The following is a 23889-nucleotide window of genomic DNA, read 5'->3' as shown; positions in this document are numbered from 1 at the left end:
GCGTCCGTGAGTTCCGTGGTGCCGTTCTCGCGTTATGAGCCCGGATTCCGCGAGTTCGACACCACCGAACGCAGCGCGGGGAAAACCCGTGGTGCCGTTCTGGCGTTATGAGCCCCTATTCCACGAGTTCCGCACCGCCGAGCCCGCGAGATCCCGGCGCGGGTCCGTGCGTCAGGTGCGCGTCGCGCCCTCCACGAGCTGGATCAGCGACTCGAGGGCCGCGCCCGTCGGCACCGGCCCCGGCACATCGTTCAGCGACGCCGTGTTGATGTAGAGCCCGTCGCTGACGAGCAGCACGAGGTCGAGGGCCGCGTCGTCGCGGACGTGCGGGCGGATGGCCTCGGCCCACATCGTGCGCAGCTCCGTCAGCGCGGAACGGGCGGGTGTGTTGCCGCCGTGGGCGAGTCGGCTGACGGCGAGGATCGCCCGATCGAACGGGCTGCCGACGTGCCCCGACGTCGCGAGGAAGTAGTGCACGGGACCCTCGGGCGCGGCGGCCATGGTCTCGAGATCGGCCGCGGCGAGCTGCTGCATGCGCTCCACCAGTCCCACATCCAGCGCGTCCCGCGTGCGGAAGTGGTAGAGCAGACCGCCCTTGGAGACGCCCGCACGGCGGGCCACGTTCTCCAGCGTCGCCGCCCGCGCGCCGTCCTCGATGAGCACGTCCTCGAAGGCGTCCAGCACCTTCTCCCGTGCCCGCGGGGGCCGGCTCACGTCGCCGCTCCCGCTTCGGCGCGTCCGCCCGGTGTATGCCCAGCCATGGCCATTACTGTACCATCTGGACGGTATAGAAATCGGATGGCAGGACGGACGAGATGACCACGGGGACGATCGAGACCTCATCGACGCAGCGAGCAGGATGGCGCGCCTGGGCGGCGCTGGCGGTGCTCATGCTCCCGGTGCTCCTCGTGTCGATCGACAACACCATCCTGAACTTCGCGCTGCCCGCCATCGCGCAGGACCTCGAGCCCACGAGCGCGGAGCAGCTCTGGATCATCGACGCCTACTCGCTCGTGCTCGCGGGGCTCCTCGTGACGATGGGCTCCTTCGGCGACCGGTTCGGACGGCGCCGCCTGCTCCTCACCGGCGCGATCGGGTTCACCGTGGTCTCGGTGCTCGCGGTCTTCGCGCCCACCGCGGGCTGGCTCATCGCCGCACGCGCGGCCATGGGCCTGTTCGGCGCCACGCTGATGCCGTCGACGATGTCGCTGCTGCGCTCGATCTTCCCCGAGCGCAACCAGCGGCGCATCGCGGTCGCGGTCTGGGCAGGGATGTTCTCGGCCGGCGGCGCGCTCGGCCCCATCGTCGGCGGGTTCCTGATGGAGCACTTCCCGTGGCAGAGCGTCTTCCTCCTCGCCGTCCCGATGCTCGTCCTCATGCTCGCGCTGGCGCCGGTCTTCGTGACCGAGAGCCGCGACCCGCACCCCGGCGCGATCGACGGCTGGAGCATCATCCTGTCGATGCTCGCGCTCGGCCCCGTCGCCTACGGGATCAAGGAGGTGGCCGTCCACGGCGTCGCCGGCGGGCTGCCGGTGGTCGTCGGCGCGATCTTCGGATGGCTGTTCGTGCGTCGTCAGCTGAGGATGGCCCATCCCATGCTCGACATGTCGCTCTTCCGTCGCGCGGCGTTCAGCGGGTCGCTCGGGGTGAATCTCCTCAGTGTCATCGCGATCGTGGGCTTCCTGTACTTCGTCTCGCAGCACCTGCAGATGATCGTGGGACTGAGCCCGATGGTCGCGGGACTGGCACTGCTGCCGGGGGCGCTCACCTCCATCGCGGGCGGGTTCATCGTGACCCCCATCGCGCGCCGCGTGCGGGCATCCGTCGTCATCCCGTGTGCTCTCGTGCTCTCGGTGGCGGCCTACCTCATCGTCGCGCTGGTCGGCGCACACGACGTCGGGATGCTCGTCCTCGGCTTCGCCCTGCTCGGCGCCGGCGTCGGCGCGGCGGAGACCGTCTCGGGAGAGCTCATCCTCGCGAACGCCCCCGTGGCGAAGGCGGGTGCTGCGAGCGCGGTCTCCGAGACCGCGTACGAGCTCGGCGCCGTGCTCGGCACGTCTGTCCTCGGCGGGATCCTCACCTGGTGGTACCGCACGCACCTCGTCGTCCCGGAAGGCGTGCCCGCGGAGCTCGCCGGGCATGCGGAGGAGACGCTCGCGGGCGCGATGAACGCGGCGGACGCGTTGGGCGGTCCGACCGGGCAGGCGCTCCGCGACGCGGCCGCCGCGGCGTTCGACGGGGGAGTGACCGCCACCTCCCTCATCGGCGCGGGCCTCGTCGTGATCGCGATGGTCGTCGCGGCGATTACCCTGGGAGGACGCCGGGAGAGCGCGACGCACTGACGTCGGGTCTCGGCGCGAATCGAGATCCGAAGGAGAGCAATGTCGCGCGTCGTGAAACTGGCCGTCATCCCGGGTGATGGCATCGGGCCCGAGGTCGTCGCCGAGGCCGAGAAGGTGCTCGACGCCGTCACCGCAGGCAGCGATGTGACCTTCGACAAGACGCGCTTCTCCCTCGGCGCCGGTCGCTTCCTCGGAACCGGTGACACGCTCACCGACGACGACCTCGCGGCCATCGCCGAGCACGACGCGATCCTCCTCGGCGCCGTCGGCGGCAAGCCCGGAGACCCGCGTCTCAAGGACGCCAACATCGAGCGCGGTCTGCTGCTGAAGCTGCGTTTCGCTCTCGATCACTACGTGAACCTGCGCCCGTCCCGCCTGTACCCGGGCCAGTCCGGTCCGCTCGCCGAGCCCGGAGACGTCGACTTCGTCGTCGTCCGCGAGGGCACCGAGGGTCCGTACGTCGGCAACGGCGGCGCCATCCGTCGGGGCACGCCGCAGGAGATCGCGAACGAGGTCAGCGTGAACACCGCGTACGGCGTCGAGCGCGTCGTCCGGTACGCATTCGACCTGGCCGAGCGCCGCCGCGGCAAGCTGACCCTCGTGCACAAGACCAACGTGCTCGTGAACGCCGGCTCGCTGTGGCAGCGCATCGTCGACGCGGTCGCGCAGGAGCATCCGGAGGTGGCCGTAGACTATCTGCACGTCGACGCCGCGACGATCTTCCTGGTCACGAACCCGGGTCGCTTCGACGTCATCGTCACCGACAACCTCTTCGGCGACATCCTCACAGACCTGGCCGGCGCCGTCACCGGTGGCATCGGACTCGCAGCCTCGGGCAACATCAACCCCGACGGCGACTTCCCCTCGATGTTCGAGCCCGTCCACGGCTCAGCTCCCGACATCGCGGGCACCCAGCAGGCCGACCCCACCGCGGCGATCGGATCCGTCGCCCTCCTGCTCGACCACCTCGGGTTGCAGGACGAGGCCGCTCGCGTGTCGCGCGCGATCGAGGACGACATCGCCTCCCGCACCGGGTCGAGTCGCACCACCGCCGAGATCGGCGATGCGATCACCGCCCGACTGCAGGCCTGAACCCGACCGACGCCTCCGGCGCAGACAGGAAACACCCATGACCGACGCCCCGCTTCCGCCCCTCGACTTCGCCGTCACCAAGAACCTCGCCGCCGTCTCGCCCGCCCAGCGAGCCGAGCTGCTCGAGGATCCAGGGTTCGGCACGATCTTCACCGATCACATGGTCGACATCTGCTGGTCTCAGAAGGGCGGATGGCACCGCCCGCGCGTGCAGCCCTACGGCCCGATCAGTCTGTCGCCGGCCGCGGCCGTGCTGCACTACGCGCAGGAGGTCTTCGAGGGGCTGAAGGCATACCGCCACGCCGACGGCGGGATCTACACGTTCCGTCCCGAGGAGAACGGCAAGCGCCTGCAGCGCAGCGCGCGGCGTCTCGCGATGCCCGAGCTGCCGGTGGATCACTTCCTGCAGTCGCTCGAGGAGCTCATCGCCGTCGACGGCGCGTGGGTGCCCGAGAAGGAGGGGCAGACGCTGTACCTTCGCCCGTTCATGTTCGCCAAGGAGGCCTTCCTCGGCGTGCGCCCGGCGCAGAAGTACGCGTACTACCTCATCGCGAGCCCCGCCGGCTCGTACTTCACGGGCGGCGTGAAGCCGGTGTCGATCTGGCTGAGCGAGAGCTACGCGCGTGCGGCGAAGGGCGGCACCGGGGCAGCGAAGACCGGCGGGAACTACGCGTCGAGTCTGCTGCCCCAGTCGGAGGCGTACGAGAAGGGTTGCGACCAGGTCGTCTTCCTCGACTCCGACGGCAACGTCGAGGAGCTCGGCGGGATGAACATCGTCTTCGTGAAGAAGGACGGCACGCTCGTGACGCCGGCCTCCGAGAGCATCCTCGACGGCATCACCCGCAACTCGCTGCTCGAGCTCGCCGCTGATCGCGGACACGCGGTCGAGCGGCGCGGCCTCTCGCTGACCGAGTGGCGCGAGGGTGTGGCCTCCGGTGACATCGTCGAGGTGTTCGCGTGCGGAACAGCCGCCGTGGTGACGCCGATCGGCACGCTGAAGGGCGAGGGCTTCGAAGACGCCCAGCCGCTCGGCGAGCTGGCCCTGTCGCTGCGCGAGGAGCTCACGGACATCCAGTACGGGCGCCGTGAGGACACGAAGGGCTGGCTGCGCCGGCTCGACGCCTGATCGCGAGCTCGGGCCCGTCGACGGATAGGCTGGCCGCGTGAAGATCGCCCGGTTCAGCCACAACCAAGCCATCACGTACGGCATCCTCGACGGGTCCGAGCTGGTCGTCCTCGCGGGCGATCCGCTCTTCGCCGGATTCGAGACGACGGGAGCGCGTGTCCCCGTCTCGGAGGTGACGCTGCTCGCCCCGGTCATCCCGCGGTCGAAGGTCGTCGCGGTAGGTCGAAACTACCGCGACCACGCGGCCGAGCTCGGGAACGACGTGCCCGCCGAGCCGCTGCTCTTCCTCAAGCCGAACACGTCGGTGATCGGCCCCGGTGACGCCATCGTGCGCCCGGCGCTCAGCGACGACACCCAGTTCGAGGGCGAGCTGGCCATCGTGATCGGCCGCATCGCGAAGAACGTCGCCGTCGAAGACGCGCTGAGCGTCGTCTTCGGCTACACGATCGCCAACGACGTCACCGCGCGTGACCTGCAGCGCACGGATGGCCAGTGGTCGCGGGCGAAGGGCTTCGACACGTTCTGCCCGCTCGGGCCGGCGATCGAGACCGACTTCGATCTCGCCAACGGCACGCTCATCACGCGGCTCAACGGCGATGTGAAGCAGGAGGCGCCGCTCAGCGACATGATCTTCGACGTGCCGACCATCATCGCGCACGTGTCGGAGGCGTTCACGCTGCTGCCGGGTGACGTCATCCTCACCGGGACGCCCGCGGGCGTCGGTCCCTTCGTGGCCGGCGACGCCATCGAGGTCGAGATCCCCGGCCTCGGCATCCTCCGCAACACCGCGCGCGACGCCTGAGGTGACCGTGACCGCGCTCGAGCGCGCGCAGGTCCAGCATCGGACCGTGCGCGTGCTCGCGCTCGGTCAGGTGCTGGGCGGCGTGGCATTCGGCGCGACGGTGTCGCTCGGGGCGCTGCTGGCCGCGGACATCTCCGGCCAGGAGGCCCTGTCCGGATTCGCGACCGCGTCCGTCACCCTCGGGGCCGCGCTCTGCGCCATCCCCCTCGCTCGTCTCGCGGCCGTGCGCGGACGCCGCACCGCGCTGACCCTCGGCAACCTCTTCGCCCTCGTGGGCATCGCGATCGTCGTCGCCGCGGCGGCGATGCGGGTGTTCCCGCTGCTGCTGGTCGGGGTCATCCTCATCGGGGCGGGGAACGCCGGCAACCTGCAGTCGCGGTTCGCGGCGACCGACCTCGCCGACAGCGCGCACCGCGGCCGCGACCTCGGTGTCGTTGTCTGGGCGACCACGGTCGGCGGCGTCCTCGGGCCGCTGCTGCTGACTCCGGGCGAGGTGCTGGGCCGGACGGTCGGCATGCCGCCTCTCACCGGTGCCTACCTCTTCTCGATCGTGGCGCAGACGGCGGCGCTCGCGCTGTACCTCGTCGCCCTGCGGCCGGATCCGCTGCTCCTCGCACAGCGCCTCGCGCGCGACGACGCCCGTGTCGCTCTGCCCGACGCCGACGTCGATCGACCCATCGCCGCTCGATACGCCATGCTCGCGGTCGCGGCGTCGCACGTCGTCATGGCGTCGGTGATGGCGATGACCCCCGTCCACCTGCAGCACCTCGCGCACGCGGGGGATGGCGGGCACGGCGGTGCGACCGAGGCGGTGACCCTGCTCGTCGGCATCACCATCGCGCTGCACGTGCTGGGCATGTACGGGCTGTCGCCGGTGTTCGGATGGCTGGCCGATCGCTGGGGCCGGGTGCGCTTGGTGCTCCTCGGCCAGGCGGTGCTCGCGATCTCACTGCTGATCGCGAGCACCTGGCCGGGCGAGCGGATGGCCGTGGTCGCGGCGCTCTTCCTCCTCGGCCTGGGCTGGAGCGCGTCGACCGTCTCGGGCGCCGCCCTGCTGACGGAGAGCACGCCGCTCGCGCGACGACCGCGACGGCAGGGGATGAGCGACACCCTGATGACCGCGGCGGCCGCGGTCGGCGCGGTGCTGGCGGGGCTCGTGCTCGGGCAGTGGGGCTATGGCGTCCTCGCGCTGACCGGCCTCGCCCTCGTCGCGCTCACGACGCTGCTGTCGCCCCTCGGCCGCCGCTGACGCGCCACCTAGAATGGACGGGATGTCTGCTCCCGATCCCCGCACCACGACCGCCACCGGCGCTGACGTGCGCGTGCGCTTCTGCCCGTCGCCCACCGGCCTGCCTCACGTCGGCCTCGTCCGCACGGCCCTGTTCAACTGGGCCTACGCCCGCCACAACGGCGGCAAGCTCGTCTTCCGCATCGAGGACACCGACGCCGCCCGCGACAGCGAGGAGAGCTACCGGCAGCTCCTCGACGCGCTGCGCTGGCTGCGCATCGACTGGGACGAGGGCGTCGAGGTCGGCGGCCCGCACGCTCCCTACCGCCAGTCGCTGCGCCACGACATCTACCGCGAGGTGCTCGACAAGCTGCTGGCGGCGGGGCTCGTGTACGAGAGCTTCTCGACCGCGGAGGAGATCGACGCCCGCAACGAGGCCGCCGGGCGCGCCAAGCAGCTCGGCTACGACAACTACGACCGCGACCTCACCGACGAGCAGAAGGCCGCCTTCCGCGCGGAGGGCCGACAGCCCGCGCTCCGTCTGCGGGTTCCGGACGAGGACCTCACCTACGTCGATCTCATCCGCGGCGAGGTGACGTTCCCCGCCGGATCCTTCCCGGACTTCGTCATCGTGCGGCCCAACGGCATTCCGCTGTACACGTTCGTGAACCCCGTCGACGACGCCCTGATGGGGATCACGCACGTGCTCCGCGGTGAGGACCTCATGCCGTCGACCGCACGCCAGCTCTCGCTCTACCGTGCGCTCATCGACGCCGGCGTCACGACGTTCATCCCGCGCTTCGGTCACATGCCGCTGGTGCTCGGCGACGGGACGAAGAAGCTGTCGAAGCGCGACCCCCGGGCCGACCTCTTCCTGCAGCGCGAGAAGGGCATGATCCCCGAGGGGCTGCTCAACTACCTCGCGCTGCTCGGCTGGTCGATCGGCCCCGACCGCGACGTGTTCTCGCTCGAGGAGTTCGTCGCCGCCTTCGACATCGAGGCGGTCAACCCGAACCCGGCCCGCTTCGACCAGAAGAAGGCCGAGTCGATCAACGGCGACCACATCCGCATGCTCGCCCCCGAGGACTTCGCCGAGCGGATCGTGCCGTACCTCGCCGAGGCCGGCCTCGTCGACGAGATGCCGACGGATGGCCAGCGCGCGCTGCTCACGGAGGCCGCGCCGCTCATCCAGGAGCGCCTCCCGCTCCTCGGCGACGCCGCGGGCCTCCTCGGCTTCCTGTTCTCGAACGAGATCGAGTACGCGGAGGACGCACTCTCCGGTCTCCCCGCCAATGCGGCGGAGGTGCTCACGGCGTGCATCGCGGCCCTCGAAGACGTGCCCGATGACGCGTTCGCAGCCGCGGCCATCCAGGGCGCGCTCAGCGCGAAGCTGGTGGACGAGCTGGGCCTCAAGCCCCGCGTCGCCTACGGCCCGCCGCGCGTGGCCATCACCGGCCGCCGCGTCTCGCCGCCGCTGTTCGAGTCGATGGAGCTGCTCGGCAAGCCCGAGTCGCTGCGCCGGCTCTCTGCGCTGGTCGAAAAGCTCGGCTGACGCGCGCGCGGACGGCGCCCTCGCGCCCGGACTGCGCCCTCGCTCCGAGACCGCGTGCAGCGCACGCGGTCTCGGAGCGAAGGTACAGGGCAGGAGCGTCGGTGCGGTCTTGAAGCGACACGCCAGGCGTCCTCGGCCGGTTTGGCCGTCCGTCGCGGTTCGGGTAATGTTGTCCCTCGGCACGGCTTAGGCCGAAAGCCTCTTGGGGTATGGTGTAATTGGCAACACGGCTGATTCTGGTTCAGTTGTTCTTGGTTCGAGTCCAGGTACCCCAGCAAGCTAAAACCCCCGGCATAGCCGGGGGTTTTTCGCGTTTCTAGGGAACTGTCCGTCAGACCTCTTGAGGCTGCTGCACCTTGTTCTGCACCCTATTGAGAATCGCCACCGCGGACTGCACCCTTTCGTCGATGCCGTGCACGTAGGTGCGCATCGTGAAGCCTGGGTCGTTGTGGCCGAGGATCGCCGCCACTGAAGCCGGGTCGACGCCGTGCGCGATGAGGACTGATGCGGCGGTGTGGCGGGATGTGTAGCGGCGCGTGTGCGGCACTCCCGCGGACTGGAGGATCTTCCGCCACTGTGATGAGTCGCCGTCGTCTGTGACGGGCCTTCCTGGACGCCGCGCCGAAGTGAACACCCATGCGTGCGGCTCGGCGTCCGGTGACCAGGGCTCCCACTTCTCCGCGAGCATCTCGACCATCTGGGCTCGGCGACGCTCGAGCAGGGACGCGGCCACGTAGTCGGGGAGAGGGATGACCCGATTACCGGCGTCGGTCTTCGCGGTCGGGACGAGGATCATCTCCTTGTCCACGGCTTGCAGCTGCTGATGCACGTGAACGGTGCTCCGACCGAAGTCGACGTCCTGCCACTCGAGTCCGAGCGCTTCGGACGGCCGGAGTCCGAGCGCGAGCGCGAGGTGCCAGCGCGCTTCGAGCCGGGTGCCGGCGATCACCTTCTCGATCGCGAACACGTCCGCTTCGGAGAGCGGGCGCACCTTCGCTTTCGCGGCTTTCGGCTTGTCGACGACGAGAGCCGCGAGGTTGATGCCCACGTGCCCGCGCTGCTGCGCGACCTTGAGCGCGCTGTGCAGCACCGAGTGCACCTGCGCGCGCGTGGAGCCGGAGAGCCCTGCGTCCGTGAGGCGCTTGTACTCCTCCTCGATCCGCTCGACGTTGAGCTTCGCGAGGGGTGTCGCTTTGAACGGCTCGGACATGTAGTGGTCGAGCGTGTACTGGTAGCCCGAGTGCGTCTTCGGCTTGTGGCTGCTCTTGCTGATGTCAAGCCAGTGCTGCACCCATTCCCCGACGGAGTAGCCCTTCCCTGTGGCGATGCCGGTCGTATCCCGCTGCTGAAGCAGCTGCCGCTTCTTCTGCGCCGCCTCCGCTTTCGTCTTGGCGGAGAAGTACTTCCGCTTGCCGTTGACGGTCACGTACCCGCGGTAGAGGCCCTCTGCGGTCTTGAACGCCGACCCTTCGCCCTTCGCTGCACGGGCCATCAGGCGACGCCCGCTTCCTCGAGGTCGATCCTGACGTCCCACTGGCCGGCTCCCATGCGGGGCTTCACGTAGACGGTGTCGCCGAGGCGGAGCAGGATCCGCTGGAACGCGAGGACGATGTCTTCGATGACGCCGAGCGCGACCGCGATGCCGCGGGTGTTGCCGCCGTAGTGCAGCTCGGCTTCCTTGTAGGCGCAGAACGAGATGAGGCGGAGCGCCGCCCACTCGTCTGCGCGGCGTTCCTGCTTCGCGTTCACGGGCCCGAACTTGCTGGGCACGTCCTCGAACACGGCGTGCGCGAGCTCGTGCGCCATCACGGACGCCCAGAGCCGCGGCGCCATGCCGTGCTGCAGCCGGATGGTGCGGGTCCTGTGGTCGTACTCGCCGTCACGGTCGAGCGCGGTGAGGTCGGCGTAGATGACGCGAACTCCGAGGGCGTCGGCGTAGTCGAGCAGCCGGGCACGGACGTTGTTACGCGTGGTCAATGTCTCCCTCTCCGCGGTCCTTCGAGCGCTTGCGTGCGGCGCGCGCGTAGTCGCCCTGGTTCCCCGTGTGCGCGTCGTCGTCATCCTGCCCGGGGTCACCGACATCTGTCGGCAAGTCGCCGGTAAGGGCCGTCGTCGCCTCGCCCTGCTCGATACGGCGGACGATCTCACGCGCGAGTTCAAGGTCGGTGTACTCGTCGAGGCTGTGCGCGCGGCCCAGGTGGTCGGCTTCCTCTTCGGTGATGAACCCGACGCCGACGAAGACCGCTCTACCTGTTCACCACCACGGATGGGCTCCGGTGGAACCGTCACACCCTGTACGACGGCACCGGCGGTGCAGGCTTCGGCGGGGCCGACATCGACGCGGAGTCTTTGCGGCGGGAAGGGCTCATCCGCGTCCAGCCGTACAGCATCCTGGACCCGTCGCTGTCCGAGGTGTGGGAGGTGCACCTGACCGACGCGCCCCTGATCGAAGCGGGAACGAGCACGGCGGTGTATGAGCCGACGGACCCGGCCCCGGAGCCGGGCGTGCTGTACACCCAGTCCTTCGACATGGCAGACGGGACGACGCTCCCGACCGGGTGGACCTATCGGACGGGCGCGCCGGTGACGAACTCGTTCGTGATCGCAAGCAACCAGCTCGGGCTGAACACCTCATCGGTGGCGCTCCACCTGGTGCAGCCGCCCACCCAGCCCGCGTGGGCGGACCATTACGCCGAGATGGACGTCACCGCGATCGGAGCGGCCGGCACCTATCACCCGGTCGTCGTGGTGCGGTACAACGGCGAGCTCAGCGGGTACCTCGGGCGCTACAACCCGACAACGGGGGCGTGGGAGATCTTCGACCTCGCCGGGGGCGCGGTCCTCGCATCCTTCGTCGAGACGGCACCCGCTCTGCCGTACACGCTCCGGATGGAAGCAGACGGCGGGACGGTGCGGCTCCTCGTCAACGGGACGGAGAAGGTCTCACACGCGCCCGCTGCCCCGCTCACCGCTACCGGCGTCGCGCTTGGCATGCGGCGCAACAACTCCCAGGCAGGCGACAACGCCCAGCGCGTCGACAACTGGGAACACGGCATCGTCTGACCCTCACCTATCCGCACAGACAGCACAACACCGCCCCTCCCGTGACTTCGGTCGGGGAGGGGCGGTGTTTCGGTCAGGACACTTGGTGGCCCGAAGCTGCGGGCTAGGCTGGCGCGGTGGCTGACATGTCCCCGGAGATGCAACAGAAGGCGCTTGCCTGGCTCGAGGAGAAGTGGGTTGCGGACCGGGTGTGTCCGATCTGCAACGCGCGCACGTGGAGCGTCCAGAACGGTATAGCGGAGTTGCGGGAGTTTTCGGGCGGTGACCTCATTGTTGGCGGGCAGCAGGGCATCTACCCGGCATATCTGGTGATGTGCAAGAACTGCGGGTACATGCACCTGTTCAACGCCATCGCAGCCGGACTCGTGGAGAAATCCGAACCGAGGGCAGAGCGGTGAGCGCGGGCAGATCACTCTCGTTCGAGCAGACATTCACTGTTCAGGTCAAGCAGGAGGAGACCTTCGTTATGCGACAGTCTGACTGGGTGCGCCTCCGCGCGCGGGTTGAGCGGCTGAAGAAGCAACGACGTGAGTTCTCGGCAGCTGCATGGGCGTTCGTGGGCGTCGGCGTCTCTGCGATTTTCAGCATGGTTTCGTGGGCCCCCGCTTACCGAGCGCTAACCGACGCTCAACAAATGGAGTTCGCTTGGGTGTGGCCTGCGCTTGTCGCTGCGCTGGTTGCCGGGGTCGTCTTCGCGATCGGCGGATTCTGGGGTGCGCACGTTATGAAGGACGCGGCCGCCGAGACTGTTGACAGCGTCGCCGCATACATGGATGAGTTGCATGACGTCCGCGAGCTTCTCGCGGCATGACGATCAGAGTTCGATGGCACAAAACCGCCCCCTCTCGGCTTCGGCCAAGAGGGGGCGGTTTCGTCGTTGAACTACTCCGTCGGGTGCTCGCTTACGAGGTGGATGCCTCCGTGGAGCGTGACGCTGTCTGTCATGCGGCGAAGCCACTGCTGATTGAGTTCGGCCGGCTCGGGACTGTCGAACTCGAAGCGGAGCTGGATGGCTGGGTCGATCCAGATTGTGGTCGGCCGTCCGCCGTCTTCTTGGGCGTCCCAGGACAGGGCGAACTTCTCCCCGCGGCGCAGTTTGGTGATGATCACCGTCTTGAGGTGCTGCAATGTGCGGTCGTCGACCCTCAGAGCGCCGAGGGTGGTGTCGTAGTAGAGAACGCCCATACGTGAACGGTACTCCTGCGCGCGAGCGGTGCATTAAACACGCCGACAGCTTCCCTGGCAACCCCCTTCCGGCGAGCTTCTCGAAGGGGTATCTGGCTTATCCGGCCGCGAACACAAGGCGCGTATTCAACAAGATCTCCGCTGCAGCGGCAAGCCCTGGATATCGGTTCCACCGCTGATGCCAAGGTGGTGGGGAAGCGCTCACCGGAGGACAACCGAGAGGCCAACCTGTTCGCGGCGAGTGCTTCACCTGCAGGCGTCTCTTTTGGGTGTCGACTCCCCGGGAGAGGCGCCTGTCTGCGCGGGCGACGTGCCACGCACTGCTCGGGGCCGAACGCAACCCCACGAGCCGCGCGAGATCGCACCGTACGGTGGGTGAATGAGCGCACTGCAGACGATGGTCCAGTCGGATATCACCTTCGACGCCGCCACCTTTCTGCTCGCGCAGAACCAGGACATCCAAGACCTGAAGCACCGCATCGAGTCAGCTGTGCACGAGGGTGGTCGATTCGTCGAGTTCACCGTTGTAGGGAACCGCGCGGTGAGCGTCCTGGTGGGGCCGACCACCCGGGTGACGGTCTCGCTGGAGACGGTGGAGTACGACCCTCGTGACACGGGCGACGAAGAAGACCCATACGACGGGCTTCTGGACTACTAGCCACCCTCGCAATGCGTCCGACGATTCTCAGTGCTCGCCGCAGCACTGATCCTCTAGCGCTGGCGCTCGATAGAGGCAACGATGAACGTGAGCGCAGCAGGATCTGGGGATGCAGGGCCTGATGTCGCTTTGGTCGCCCCTCCCGGTGGTGAGCCCTCCTCAGCGAGCGAGGCTCCCGGAAGGGGCGTTCAGTTCCCACCAGCGCATCCCCTTGCAGGGCCCGCTGTCCGGTCGCACCATGAGCTCATGACGGGAAACACGACGCTCGACCAGGAACGCGCGGCCGCGGAGATCAGGGAACGCCTCGGTGAGCGGTTCCCCGCCATCCCCGGCGACACCATCGCGGCCGCTGTGCAGCAGGCGCGCGACAGCTTCGCCCGCGCACGAGTACGCGACTTCGTGCCCGTCCTCGTCGAACGCGAAGCCCCCGCGCGTCTCGAGCGCCCCGTGTAGCGGTAACGCAAGCAAGTGCACCTTCTCATGCCTCCAGTAGGCTGAGCGCCGTGACGGAAGATCCGCTAGCACCGATGCCCGGACGTGACAGCGTCAGCGCCTTGACCGAAATGGTCAAGCTGGCGAAGGACAACCCGAGCATGCGAGAAGCGGGCGACTACGCAGCCAAGGCGCTGGCGGCAATCGGGAAGACGGCCTATCACCTGACCTTTCCATTGCGCGTGCTGAATTATGCCTCCGACGGCGTCGAAAGGTACTTCGAGGAGCGGTTCGCCTCCGAGCTCGAGGAGCGGCTGCAGCTCATCCCGGAGGAGAATCGCTCTCTGCCGAAGACCTATGTAGCGGGACCGGCACTGCAAGGCCTCGCTGACACAGTCGACGAACCCGCGCTGCGCAAGCTGTACCTCGAGCTACTGGCTCGCGCCATGGACGATCGCGAGGCGGAGCGCGTACATCCCAGCTTCACAAGCGTCATCGCTCAGCTCGATCCGGATGAGGTGATACGCCTTTCCGCGCTGTTCAACCTCGGGCATTCGGCGGTGCCCCTCGCGGAAATCCGCTTCGCATACGACAGAGGCAGAGGTGAGCACGAGAGTGAGTGGCCGTTCGTCGCGATCAAGTCGCATGTCCTGCCGAAGCTCACGCAACCCGACCCCTACTTCGAGCCCTCCGACGTCAAATCGCGTCCCGAGTGGGTCGACAACTGGGTACGCCTGGGACTCGTCGAGATCTCGTACACCCAAGAGCTCAAACCGGGGTCGAACAACGCCTACCTGTGGGTGCAACGGTCGCAGGACTGGGCGGAAGCGGAAATCAGCTTGGCCGACTCCGTCACCCCAGATGTCCGTCGTGTTGTCTTCCAGCGCGGCAAGATCTCTCCTTCGGCGTTCGGTCTGAAGTTCGCTCGCACGGTGGGCATCGTCGAGGATTCGTGAGGCGCGCTGCTACCGCGGTGTCTCGTGCCGCCCTGCGCCGCGACGAGCGCGCCCGAGCGGTGTCCACTCCTCGACGCCGGGAATTCGCCGCAGCCCGTCACAGAGCGCCCGGGCGTGCTCATCCTCGTAGTACCCGATCCACGTCCCGATTTCTCGGGCGAGGATGTCCATCCGGCCGGCGTACGCGGCGCGCAGCTCCGCAAGGGCGCCCTCGGCGTCCGCATCGAACCGGTGACGGCTGCAGATCGACGCCAGGCGGATACCGAGCAGGGTGTCGGGGTGGAGCGGGCCGTGCGACATGGTCGCGAGCGTACGCCGGGTCTGTGACGTCAGGATTACGGCGCCTGGTCGAGGTACTCCCGCAGCATGTCGATGAGTTGGTCGACGTCGGTCGCGCCGGCGACGGAGAGCAGGTCGCGGACCTCGGACCAGGTGAGGGCATTAGGAGAGGGTATGCCCTCCCGATATGCTCCTGCGCCTTGAGCGCGTCGCGGAGCTCCGCCTGCACGCGGGAGGTGGCGGTCACGACGACGGTGTCCGTGGGCGAATTGACCCGATCAGCACGACGACGAGCCCATGGGAGCCGGCACGGGTTGGAGCCGTCCGTAGGATCAACCGCATGGCGAAGCTGAACAAGATGCAACAGGACGGCATAGTCGTCGAGCTACTCACTGAAATGGGCTCGCTCGATGAGGACGAGTTCGACGAACTCTACGAGCAGCTCGATGCCGAGCATCAGGCTGAGGTCGACCAGGGCGTTCGGGAGTTCGCGGACAATGCCGTCGGCAGTGAGCACTGGGACTCCGACGACTGACTACCTTGCTCGAGCGGGTGCTGGTGGTGAGGGAGAGGATTGCCGGCGATGCCTACTTCGATACCGCCACAGCTGATCGACGCGGAGAAGTATCCGGCGACGTCCAAGCAGAGCCGCCCGCGTGACTGCACCCTACGCTGCACCTTATGCGTCCGAATCTGTCTGGATCTAGCGGGGCTGCTGCGCCCCTATTCCGCAGGAAATCAAGTGCGCTTGACCTCCTCTTAGGTCGGGTCGCCTGATTCTGGTTCAGTTGTTCTTGGTTCGAGTCCAGGTACCCCAGCACTGAATTCCGCAGGATTCCGCAGCAGAATCCGCCCTCGCTAGAGGCTTCCGGACCCGTCTGACCGGGTGCGAGACCAGAAGCGAGACAGGTCGCTCAGCTCGCCGACGGACGCTCGCGCGCGTCTGTGCGACGACGCCGGCGAGCTCCGTCAGCTGCACGCTGCCGCCGGCTCTCAGGATGACGCGGTCGCAGGGCTCCGGCGGACGGTGACACAGCTCACTTCGCATGGTGCGGGAGCGCTCAGCGGATCGAGCACGATCGCTGGGGCGGCCGACGCCTCGCTCGTGGAGGCCGCCCGCGCCGAGGCTGCGCTCGATCTGGTGGCCGGGGTACGACCGTTATGCGCTGATGGCGCGCGACGGGAGGGCGCGGTCCGCGGCCGACTCCCGGGCGCCGATCGGCGGGATGGACAGGGGTCGCCCTCGTCAGCGGACCGGGAACTCCCTCGGCGGGGCGGTGGAGCCACGGACGATGAGCTGCGAGTCGAGGCTCGCCACGTCCTGCGCATCGGCTCCGGCCATCCGGCGCAGGAGCACCTCGACGCCCAGTGCGCCGCAGCGCTCGATCGACAGGCGCACGGTCGTGAGGCCCGGCTGGCGAGCGGAGGCCATGTCGATGTCGTCGACGCCCACGATGCTGAGATCGTCGGGGCAGGTGCGGCCGAGATCGCCGATGCCGGCGTCGATGCCGAGCGCGATGAGGTCGTTGTAGGCGATCACCGCCGTGGCGCCGGTGGCTACGACGAGCGCGGCCGCGGCGCGGCCACCCTGGATCGACGCCGCCTGATGGTTCACGCGCGTGAATCGCACGCCGAGATGCTCGCACGCCGCGGCGATGGCAGCGCCTCGCCTCGCGTCAGCCCACGACAGCGCGGGCCCCGCGGCGTAGGCGATGTGTCGGTGTCCGAGTGCGACAAGGTGCTCCACCGCCTGGCGTGGCCCGTTCTCGGTGTCCATCACCACACCGGGCACTCCGTCGATGACGCGATTCACCACGACCAGGGGGATGTCGCCGACGAGTGCCCGGATGTCGGCATCGGGAAGGCGAGGAGAGCACAGCAGGAGGCCGTCGAGCTTCCGCGCGCGTTCGATCTGCTCACGCTCCCGGTGGAGGTCCTCGTCGGTGTCGAAGAGCACCGTCCGGTGCCGCCCGTGCCAGGCCTGGCCATGGATGCCCTTGAGGAGAGTGGCGTAGACGGGGCTCGCCACGTCGGGGACCAGGACGCCGAAGGTCTTCTCCGAGGCCGCGCCCTGCGGGGTCTCGTAGCCGAGTTCGCTCGCTGCGCTCAAGACGCGCTCGAGGGTCGCGTCGGCGAGCCGGCTGGGGTCGCTGAAGGCGCGTGAAGCCGTTGCGAGCGACACCTCGGCACGGCGGGCGACTTCGGTCAGTGTTGCGGCCACGACTGTCCTTCTCTCTGGTCCTCCCATGATGGCGCATGAAAGGCAGATGCAAGAGTTGACAACCCTTGTACAAACCATTCATGATGATTCTCATGTCGATCGACGAGGATCTCGCGAGCTGTCGGGCGCGGATCGCAGGAGGAGCCCGATGAGCAGCGCGAACACCACACCCCCCGTGGCGGGAATCCTGCATCTGGGGCTCGGCAACTTCCACCGCGCGCATCAGGCCGTCTACACGCGTGCCGCCCTCGACGCCCACGGCGGCGACTGGGGGATCGTCGGAGTGGCGTCGCGGTCCCGTGCCGTCGTCGATGCCCTGCGAGCGCAGAGGCTCGAGTACGCCGTCGCGGAGATCTCGCCGCACGGCATGTCCCTGAGCGTCCCCGCCGTGCACTCCGACGCCTTCGTCGCGTCGGAGACGCCCGAGCGGCTCGTCGGGAGCATCGCCGACCCCGCGATCCGGGTGGTGACCTTGACGGTGACGGAGAACGGGTACAGCTACTCCGCGGCCACCGGGCACCTCGACGTCGCGGAAGCGGGCATCGCCGCGGACCTGCGCGGGGGACTGCCGCGCACGACGATCGGAGGACTCGCGCGCGGACTGCAGCGGCGCGCGTCCGACGGGGGATCGCCGGTGACGATCCTCAGCTGCGACAATCTCGCCGAGAACGGCGCCCACACCGAGCGCCTCGTGCGGGAATTCCTCCAGCTGCTGCCCGGCGGCGAAGGCGACGAGGCCCTCGCGTTCCTGGACCAGGCAGTCGCCTTCCCGTCGAGCATGGTCGACCGCATCGTGCCGTCGACGACCGATCAGCTTCGCGACGACGTATCCGCGGCCCTCGGCCGACGCGACGAGATCCCCGTCCCCGCGGAGCCCTTCTCGATGTGGGCCATCGAGGACCGCTTCGCCGCGGGCCGCCCCGCGTGGGAGGCCGGCGGTGCCGTCTTCACGGACGAGGTGGGCCGCTACGAGCAGATGAAGGTGCGGCTGCTCAACGGCACGCATTCGCTCATCGCCTACCTGGGCGCTCTCAGTGGCGCGGAGACCATCCCCGAGGCGATCGTGCGTCCTGACATCGAGGGTGCCGCACGTCGTGTGCTCGCGAACGAGTACCTTCCCTCCATCCAGGTGCCCTCTGGCGTGGACATCGAGGATTACGAGCGCCAGCTCTTCGACCGCTGGGCGAACATCGCGCTTCGCCACCGCACATCGCAGGTCGGCACCGACGGGTCGGTCAAGCTGCGCCAGCGCGTGCCCGAGCCCGCGGTCCTCACCCTGCGTGCAGGCGCCATGCCGCAGCAGATCGCGCTGACCGTGGCTGGGTACCTCGCCTGCATCGCGCCGCTTCCTGGCTTCGAGCCCGGTCCGCACGCGCGCGCCATGAACGACGCCGCACGTCCGCGCCTCGCGGCCGCCGCCGCCACTGCCCGGAGCGGGGTGGACCTGGCTCGTGCGGGCATCGCCGAGATGCAGCTGCTCGGGCAGGAGCTGGCGGAGGAGTCAGCCTTCATCGCCCGCGTCGGCGAACTCGTCGACATCATCAGCACCCATGGCGTCGGCGCGGCGATCCGCGACTGCGCCGCCGCATCCGAGAAGTCGACCACGCACGAGAAGGAGCTCAGCGCATGAAGAAGCTGGCCATCCACGGCAAGCAGGACATCCGGTGGGAGGACGCCGACCTCCCCGAGCCGGGACCGGGCGAGGTGCGCCTGCGCGTGCGATTCATGGGCATCTGCGGCTCCGATCTCCACTACTACTTCCACGGTGCGAACGGCGAGTATGCCATCCGCGAGCCATTGACTCCCGGCCACGAGCTCTCGGCCGTCGTCGATCTGGACCCGTCCGGAGAGCTCGCGCCCGGCACGCTCGTCACCGTGCATCCCGCGCGCTTCGGCCCGGACGCTCCTGGACTGGAGGCGCACCCGCATCTGCGTGCGGGTGGCGACTACCTGGGGAGCGCCGCCACCATGCCCCACCGTCAGGGCGGCGCGGCGGAGTACCTCGTCGTGGAGCGCCAGATGATCCGGGTGCTTCCCGAGGCACTGCCTCTCGAGCGCGCCGCCCTCGCCGAGCCGCTCGCCGTCGCGCTGCACGCGGTGAGCCTCGTGGGCGACCTGGAGGGCAAGCGCGCCCTCGTGATCGGTGCGGGCCCGATCGGCCTGCTCGTCGTCGCGGCCGCGCACGCGGCCGGCGCCACGGCGATCGGCGCGAGCGATGTGCGCGATGAGCCGCTGACGAGGGCGGCCGCGCTCGGGGCCACCGACCTCGTCCTCGTCGGACGCGACAAGATCGACGACGAGTCGTATGACGTGGTCTTCGAATGCTCGGGGGTGCCCGTGTCGCTCACGCAGGCCGTGCGCGCCGCGAAGCGCGCGGGCACGATCGTGCAGGTCGGGATGCTGCCGAACGCCGGGATCGAGGTCAACCTCGCCCCGATGCTCGCCAAGGAGCTGACCCTGCGCGGAGCCTTCCGCTTCGCTTCCGAGATCGACGACGCGATCGCACTGCTGGCCGACTCGGACGCACTCGACGCGGTCATCACGCACGTCATCCCCGCTGGCGACGCCGAAACCGCCTTCGCGACGGCCCGCGACTCCGCAACGTCGGCCAAGGTGCTCATCTCGCTCTGAGACCCGCACCCACCCCGCTCTCTTCCTCAAGTCACATCCCAACAGACGGTGCAAAGGAGTAACCGAATGTCAGAATCACCGCACACCCGAACCGCCACCCATGACCCTGCCGAGAAGCGCACCGTGCGCGACCTCGTGCGAGCGGCGGTATCCGGGTGGCTCGGCACCGCGCTCGAGTTCATGGACTACCAGCTCTATTCGCTGGCCGCTGCGCTGGTCTTCGCCGACCTCTTCTTCTCGAACGAGGACCCGGCCATGGCGGTCGTCGCCGCGATGGCCACATACGGCGTCGGCTACGTCGCCCGCCCGGTCGGCGCGTTCTTCTTCGCCCGCCTCGGAGACCGCACCGGTCGTACGAAGGTCCTCTTCTACACGATCCTCCTCATGGGGCTCGCCACCACCCTGATCGGCGTCCTGCCCACGTACTCGCAGGTGGGCATCCTCGCGCCGATCCTCCTCGTGGTTCTCCGTATCGCCCAGGGCTTCGGAGCCGGAGCGGAGATCTCCGGTGCGGGCGTCATGCTCGCCGAGTACGCCCCCGCGCGCCGCCGCGGCATCATCGCCTCCCTCGTCGCGCTCGGGACGAACTGCGGCACGCTCCTCGCCTCCGCGATCTGGGCGGTGCTGCTGGTCGTCTACAACGAGCAGCAGGTAATCGATTGGGCCTGGCGCATCCCGTTCATCGGCAGCGTGGTCATCATGCTCTTCGCCGTGTGGGTGCGCTTCAACCTGAAGGAGAGCCCGGTCTTCGAGGAGCGCGACGACGTCGTCGACGGCCAGGCGCTGTCGAAGGCGGAGACCATCAAGCTCGCCACCGAGACCAACGACATCCGCACCCTCGAGGCGATGAACCGCAAGCCGATCAAGGCGTTCATCATCGCCCTGCTGCTGCGCTTCGGTCAGGCTGGCAACTCGGGCATGATCCAGACCTACCTCATCAGCTACATCACCGTCGTGCTGCTCCTGGACCGCTCGATCGGCGTCAACGCCGTCATCGTCTCGTCCCTCGTCGCGTTCATCACCGTCCCGCTCTCGGGCTGGCTCGGCGACCGCTTCGGCCGCAAGCGCATGTACATGGTCTGGGCCGTGGTCGCGCTCATCGTGATCGTCCCCACGATGCTCATGATCAGCAGCAAGGAGACCGCCCAGGTCTTCATCGGCTACGTCGTCCTGCACAACCTCGCGGTGATGAGCTTCGCGTCTCTGGAGAACCTCACGCTCCCGGAGATCTTCGGTGCACGCAACCGCTACACCTGGACCGCGATGGCTCGCGAGATCGCCGCGATCGCCGCGACAGGAGCCGGTCCCGTCATCGCCGCGGCCTGGGTCTCGGCGGCGACCGGGTCGTTCATCCCGATCATCGTCATGCTCCTCATCTTCACGCTCTGCGCACTCGTCGCCGCCATCTGGATGCCGGAGGTCGCCGGTCGCGACCTCACGGACCCGCGCGACGCCATCTGATCGCGCCCCCACCCCCGTCGAAAGGAACAGCCCCGTGAGCATCGAACGCGCCGACGTCCTGATCACCAGCCCCGGCCGCAACTTCGTGACCCTCAAGATCACGACGAGTGACGGCATCGTGGGGTGGGGAGACGCGACACTCAACGGACGCGAGCTGTCCGTCGCGTCGTACCTCAGCGACCACATCGCTTCGACCCTCATCGGTCGCGACGAAGACCGCATCGAGGACACCTGGCAGTACCTCTATCGCGGGCCCTACTGGCGCCGTGGGCCCGTCACGATGGCGGCGATCGCCGCGGTCGACATGGCGCTGTGGGATATCAAGGCGAAGAAGGCGGGGATGCCGCTCTACCAGCTTCTCGGAGGGGCGAGCCGCGAGGGCGTGCGAGTGTATGCCCACGCATCGGGCACCGACTACCAGGCGCTGAAGAACGCGATCACGGGCTACCAGGAGCTCGGGTTCACCGCTGTGCGCGTGCAGACGGGCGTCCCGGGCCTCGGGCAGATCTACGGCGTCTCGGCGTCGGGCCCGGGCGTGCGCTACGACTACGAGCCGGCCAAGCGCGCGGCCGACGGCAGCGCGGCGACCGCGCCCACGGAGGAGACCTGGGACACCCAGAGCTACCTCGCGCACATGCCCGGCGTCTTCGAGCGGATCCGGTCCGACTTCGGCACGGGTCTGCGCATCCTGCACGACGGCCACCACCGGATGTCGCCGATCGAGGCGGCGCGATTCGCGAAGGACATCGAGCCGTACAGCCTGTTCTGGCTCGAGGACTGCACGCCCGGCGAGGACCAGACGGCCCTGCGCCTGGTCCGGCAGCACTCGACGACCCCGCTCGCGATCGGCGAGGTCTTCAACTCCGTGCACGACTACCAGACGCTCATCACCGAGCGGCTGATCGACTACGTGCGCTCCGCCGTCACGCACACGGGCGGCATCACCGCGATGAAGAAGCTCCTCGACTTCGCGGCGATCTACGGCATCCGCTCGGGCATCCACGGGCCGACCGACATCTCGCCGGTCGGGATGGCCGCCGCCCTGCATCTGGATCTCGCCATCCACAACTTCGGCATCCAGGAGTACATGCCCCACAACGAGAAGACGCTGGAGGTCTTCCAGACCTCCTTCACCTTCGACCAGGGCTTCCTGCACCCGGGCGAGGTGCCGGGACTCGGCGTGGAGCTCGACGAGGAGGCCGCTTCGTCCTTCGAGTACACCAAGGCGTACCTGCCGGTGAACCGCCTCACGGATGGGACCGTTCATGACTGGTGAGCCGACGCTGTTCGACCACAGGGTCGTGCCGCTGGCGTCCATCGCCGACCCCTCGCACGTCGCCGCCGTCGGCGACGGTCTCGTCGCGGGCGGTCTCCCCGTCGTCGAGGTGGCCCTGCGCGGCGAGCACGGTCTGCCGGCCCTCGCGGAGCTGGCCGCGCGCGGGGACCTGCTCGTGGGCGCCGGGACGGTGCTCTCGGTGGAGCAGGCGCGCGCCGCGCTCGACGCCGGCGCGGGCTTCCTCGTGACGCCGGGACTGGACGCCGAGGTGGTCCGCTTCGCGCAGGCGTCCGGCGTTCCCATCGTGCCCGGCGTGCTGACTCCGACCGAGGTGCAGGCGGCCATCCGCCTGGGTCTCACGCGGCTGAAGCTCTTCCCCGCGGGGATGTTCGGTGGTCTGCGGCTCCTGTCCGCCTACGCCGACGTGTACCGCGACGTCCGATTCATGCCCTCGGGGGGCATCCGACAGGAGAACCTCGCCGAGCACCTCGCGCATCCCGCCGTCTTCGCGGCGAGTGGAAGCTGGATCACGGCCGGGGCCGGCGAGGGCGCGGAATCGGTCGCTGCTGCCGCACGCGCCGCCGTGGGCAGGGCGGGGTCGCGCGGATGAGCACCGTCGACGTCCTCGCGATCGGTGAGAGCCTCGGACTGGTCGTGCCGGAGTCGACCGGGCGTCTCGCGCATGCGCGCGGCGCCCGGGTCGGGTTCGGCGGCGCGGAGAGCAACGTCGCGATCGGGGTCGCCCGACTCGGCGGCGCCGCGGCCTGGACCGGTCGCGTGGGAGCCGACGGGTTGGGTGAGCTCATCGTCCGGGAGATCCGCGCGGAGGGCGTGCAGGTGCATGCGGTGGTCGACGCGGAGGCGGCGACCGCGCTCATGATCAAGGAGCGCCCGCGGCCGGGCAGCTCGCGGGTGACCTACTACCGGTCCGTCCAGGCCGGCAGCCGCCTGGTGCCCTCGGACATCGCTCCGGGCCTCGTGGAGCGCGCGCGGATCGTGCACGTCACCGGGATCTCGGCCGGTCTCGGCGAGAGCCCGCTCAGCGCCGTGCACGAGGCCGTCGAGCGCGCGCGCGCGGCGGGAGTCCTGGTGTCCTTCGATGTGAACCACCGCAGTGCGCTCTGGCGCGACGGGCGCGATGCCCGCGCCGCCTACCGCGCACTGGCAGCCCGAGCGGACGTCGTGTTCGCCGGTGACGACGAGGCGGAGCTGCTGACGGGGGAGCGGGGCGCGCGCGCGCAGCTCGACGCCATCCGCGCGCTCGGTCCGCGCTGCGCAGTGGTGAAGCGCGGCTCCGCGGGCGCGATCGCCGACGAGGACGGCGAGATCGTCGAGCGCGATGCCCTGCGCGTCGACGTCGTGGACACCGTTGGCGCGGGCGACGCGTTCGTGGCCGGATGGCTCGCGGAGACGGCAGTCGGCGCGACCCTGAACACGCGCATCGACACCGCCGTGGCCTGCGGCGCCGCGGCATGCACGGGCGCGGGGGACTGGGAGGCCTCGCCCACGCGCGCCGACCTTTCCGCGCTGGCGGCTCCCTCGGGCGACCCCGTGCAGCGCTGAACGACGCGCAGGTCGGTCCGTC

Annotated in this window: 25 protein-coding genes and 1 tRNA gene; 20 read left to right on the top strand and 6 right to left on the bottom strand. The window is 69.0% G+C overall.

Going from position 1 to position 23889, the window contains the following annotated elements; translation table 11 throughout:
- Nucleotides 1-171: 171 nt before the first annotated feature.
- Nucleotides 172-714 carry a TetR/AcrR family transcriptional regulator gene (locus tag QWJ90_RS06885; protein WP_290106955.1) on the bottom strand — a complete coding sequence of 181 codons (543 nt, stop codon included), beginning with the start codon at nucleotides 712-714 and terminating at the stop codon, nucleotides 172-174.
- A 101-nt stretch (nucleotides 715-815) separates the two neighbouring features.
- Here QWJ90_RS06885 and QWJ90_RS06880 point away from each other — a divergent pair, with 101 nt between their 5' ends.
- The 7 genes from QWJ90_RS06880 to QWJ90_RS06850 all read left to right on the top strand — a co-directional run bounded on the left by QWJ90_RS06880 (nucleotide 816) and on the right by QWJ90_RS06850 (nucleotide 8417).
- Complete coding sequence (locus QWJ90_RS06880; protein ID WP_290106954.1) at nucleotides 816-2342, top strand: MFS transporter; 1527 nt, start codon at nucleotides 816-818, stop codon at nucleotides 2340-2342.
- 39 nt (nucleotides 2343-2381) lie between these two features.
- On the top strand, nucleotides 2382-3434 hold the full coding sequence (locus QWJ90_RS06875; RefSeq protein ID WP_290106953.1) for a 3-isopropylmalate dehydrogenase: 1053 nt from the start codon (nucleotides 2382-2384) through the stop codon (nucleotides 3432-3434).
- A gap of 37 nt (nucleotides 3435-3471) precedes the next feature.
- Nucleotides 3472-4560, top strand: coding sequence for a branched-chain amino acid aminotransferase (locus QWJ90_RS06870; protein ID WP_290106952.1), 1089 nt, complete (start codon nucleotides 3472-3474; stop codon nucleotides 4558-4560).
- 37 nt (nucleotides 4561-4597) lie between these two features.
- Nucleotides 4598-5362 (top strand): fumarylacetoacetate hydrolase family protein, encoded by a 765-nt coding sequence (locus QWJ90_RS06865; protein ID WP_290106951.1) that lies wholly within the window; start codon nucleotides 4598-4600, stop codon nucleotides 5360-5362.
- A gap of 7 nt (nucleotides 5363-5369) precedes the next feature.
- On the top strand, nucleotides 5370-6611 hold the full coding sequence (locus QWJ90_RS06860) for an MFS transporter (RefSeq protein WP_290106950.1): 1242 nt from the start codon (nucleotides 5370-5372) through the stop codon (nucleotides 6609-6611).
- Nucleotides 6612-6633: 22 nt separating this feature from the next.
- The gene (gltX, locus tag QWJ90_RS06855) at nucleotides 6634-8142 is read left to right on the top strand and encodes a glutamate--tRNA ligase (RefSeq protein WP_290106949.1); all 1509 of its coding nucleotides are present in this window, start codon (nucleotides 6634-6636) and stop codon (nucleotides 8140-8142) included.
- Nucleotides 8143-8345: 203 nt separating this feature from the next.
- A tRNA-Gln gene (locus QWJ90_RS06850) sits at nucleotides 8346-8417 on the top strand.
- Between the two features lie 56 nt (nucleotides 8418-8473).
- Here QWJ90_RS06850 and QWJ90_RS06845 read toward each other — a convergent pair.
- The gene (locus QWJ90_RS06845; RefSeq protein WP_290106947.1) at nucleotides 8474-9634 is read right to left on the bottom strand and encodes a tyrosine-type recombinase/integrase; all 1161 of its coding nucleotides are present in this window, start codon (nucleotides 9632-9634) and stop codon (nucleotides 8474-8476) included.
- The gene (locus tag QWJ90_RS06840) at nucleotides 9634-10119 is read right to left on the bottom strand and encodes an ImmA/IrrE family metallo-endopeptidase (RefSeq protein WP_290106946.1); all 486 of its coding nucleotides are present in this window, start codon (nucleotides 10117-10119) and stop codon (nucleotides 9634-9636) included. The genes QWJ90_RS06845 and QWJ90_RS06840 overlap by 1 nt, the downstream gene beginning before the upstream one ends.
- Nucleotides 10120-10491: 372 nt before the next feature.
- Here QWJ90_RS06840 and QWJ90_RS06835 point away from each other — a divergent pair, with 372 nt between their 5' ends.
- The 3 genes from QWJ90_RS06835 to QWJ90_RS06825 all read left to right on the top strand — a co-directional run bounded on the left by QWJ90_RS06835 (nucleotide 10492) and on the right by QWJ90_RS06825 (nucleotide 12016).
- Nucleotides 10492-11205, top strand: coding sequence for a hypothetical protein (locus QWJ90_RS06835; RefSeq protein ID WP_290106945.1), 714 nt, complete (start codon nucleotides 10492-10494; stop codon nucleotides 11203-11205).
- A 116-nt stretch (nucleotides 11206-11321) separates the two neighbouring features.
- Entirely contained in the window at nucleotides 11322-11603 is a 282-nt protein-coding gene (locus tag QWJ90_RS06830) for a hypothetical protein (protein ID WP_290106944.1), read from the top strand.
- Nucleotides 11600-12016: a hypothetical protein gene (locus tag QWJ90_RS06825; RefSeq protein WP_290106943.1), complete on the top strand. Its 417-nt coding sequence runs from the start codon at nucleotides 11600-11602 to the stop codon at nucleotides 12014-12016. The genes QWJ90_RS06830 and QWJ90_RS06825 overlap by 4 nt, the downstream gene beginning before the upstream one ends.
- 71 nt (nucleotides 12017-12087) lie before the next feature.
- On the opposite strand, the gene QWJ90_RS06820 is transcribed toward QWJ90_RS06825, so the two are convergent.
- Complete coding sequence (locus QWJ90_RS06820) at nucleotides 12088-12390, bottom strand: DUF7882 family protein (RefSeq protein ID WP_290106942.1); 303 nt, start codon at nucleotides 12388-12390, stop codon at nucleotides 12088-12090.
- A 379-nt stretch (nucleotides 12391-12769) separates the two neighbouring features.
- Here QWJ90_RS06820 and QWJ90_RS06815 point away from each other — a divergent pair, with 379 nt between their 5' ends.
- The 3 genes from QWJ90_RS06815 (at nucleotide 12770) to QWJ90_RS06805 (ending at nucleotide 14436) form a co-directional block, all read left to right on the top strand.
- Nucleotides 12770-13048, top strand: a complete 279-nt coding sequence (locus tag QWJ90_RS06815) for a hypothetical protein (RefSeq protein ID WP_290106941.1) — start codon at nucleotides 12770-12772, stop codon at nucleotides 13046-13048.
- Nucleotides 13049-13294: 246 nt separating this feature from the next.
- Nucleotides 13295-13501: a three-helix bundle dimerization domain-containing protein gene (locus tag QWJ90_RS06810; RefSeq protein ID WP_290106940.1), complete on the top strand. Its 207-nt coding sequence runs from the start codon at nucleotides 13295-13297 to the stop codon at nucleotides 13499-13501.
- Nucleotides 13502-13551: 50 nt separating this feature from the next.
- Nucleotides 13552-14436 carry a DUF4393 domain-containing protein gene (locus QWJ90_RS06805; protein WP_290106939.1) on the top strand — a complete coding sequence of 295 codons (885 nt, stop codon included), beginning with the start codon at nucleotides 13552-13554 and terminating at the stop codon, nucleotides 14434-14436.
- A gap of 9 nt (nucleotides 14437-14445) precedes the next feature.
- Here QWJ90_RS06805 and QWJ90_RS06800 read toward each other — a convergent pair whose 3' ends face one another.
- A complete protein-coding gene (locus QWJ90_RS06800) occupies nucleotides 14446-14736 on the bottom strand; it encodes a hypothetical protein (RefSeq protein WP_290106938.1) in 291 nt (96 codons plus the stop codon).
- A gap of 319 nt (nucleotides 14737-15055) precedes the next feature.
- Between QWJ90_RS06800 and QWJ90_RS06795 the strand changes: the two genes are divergently transcribed.
- Nucleotides 15056-15250: a hypothetical protein gene (locus QWJ90_RS06795; RefSeq protein WP_290106937.1), complete on the top strand. Its 195-nt coding sequence runs from the start codon at nucleotides 15056-15058 to the stop codon at nucleotides 15248-15250.
- 711 nt (nucleotides 15251-15961) lie between these two features.
- Here QWJ90_RS06795 and QWJ90_RS06790 read toward each other — a convergent pair.
- Nucleotides 15962-16936 (bottom strand): LacI family DNA-binding transcriptional regulator, encoded by a 975-nt coding sequence (locus QWJ90_RS06790; RefSeq protein WP_290106936.1) that lies wholly within the window; start codon nucleotides 16934-16936, stop codon nucleotides 15962-15964.
- 148 nt (nucleotides 16937-17084) lie between these two features.
- Here QWJ90_RS06790 and QWJ90_RS06785 point away from each other — a divergent pair, with 148 nt between their 5' ends.
- From QWJ90_RS06785 to QWJ90_RS06760, 6 genes are all read left to right on the top strand, one after another.
- Nucleotides 17085-18566, top strand: coding sequence for a mannitol dehydrogenase family protein (locus tag QWJ90_RS06785; protein WP_290106935.1), 1482 nt, complete (start codon nucleotides 17085-17087; stop codon nucleotides 18564-18566).
- Nucleotides 18563-19567, top strand: a complete 1005-nt coding sequence (locus tag QWJ90_RS06780; protein ID WP_290106934.1) for an L-idonate 5-dehydrogenase — start codon at nucleotides 18563-18565, stop codon at nucleotides 19565-19567. The genes QWJ90_RS06785 and QWJ90_RS06780 overlap by 4 nt, the downstream gene beginning before the upstream one ends.
- Nucleotides 19568-19633: 66 nt before the next feature.
- The gene (locus QWJ90_RS06775) at nucleotides 19634-21028 is read left to right on the top strand and encodes an MFS transporter (RefSeq protein WP_290106933.1); all 1395 of its coding nucleotides are present in this window, start codon (nucleotides 19634-19636) and stop codon (nucleotides 21026-21028) included.
- 34 nt (nucleotides 21029-21062) lie between these two features.
- The gene (manD, locus tag QWJ90_RS06770) at nucleotides 21063-22304 is read left to right on the top strand and encodes a D-mannonate dehydratase ManD (protein WP_290106932.1); all 1242 of its coding nucleotides are present in this window, start codon (nucleotides 21063-21065) and stop codon (nucleotides 22302-22304) included.
- The gene (locus QWJ90_RS06765) at nucleotides 22294-22914 is read left to right on the top strand and encodes a bifunctional 4-hydroxy-2-oxoglutarate aldolase/2-dehydro-3-deoxy-phosphogluconate aldolase (RefSeq protein WP_290106931.1); all 621 of its coding nucleotides are present in this window, start codon (nucleotides 22294-22296) and stop codon (nucleotides 22912-22914) included. The genes manD and QWJ90_RS06765 overlap by 11 nt, the downstream gene beginning before the upstream one ends.
- Nucleotides 22911-23867, top strand: a complete 957-nt coding sequence (locus tag QWJ90_RS06760) for a sugar kinase (RefSeq protein WP_290106930.1) — start codon at nucleotides 22911-22913, stop codon at nucleotides 23865-23867. The genes QWJ90_RS06765 and QWJ90_RS06760 overlap by 4 nt, the downstream gene beginning before the upstream one ends.
- Nucleotides 23868-23889 lie beyond the last annotated feature (22 nt).

The sequence above is a fragment of the Microbacterium oryzae genome (assembly GCF_030406385.1).
GTDB lineage: Bacteria > Actinomycetota > Actinomycetes > Actinomycetales > Microbacteriaceae > Microbacterium > Microbacterium oryzae_A.
This window is presented reverse-complemented; position numbering and strand designations above follow the sequence as displayed.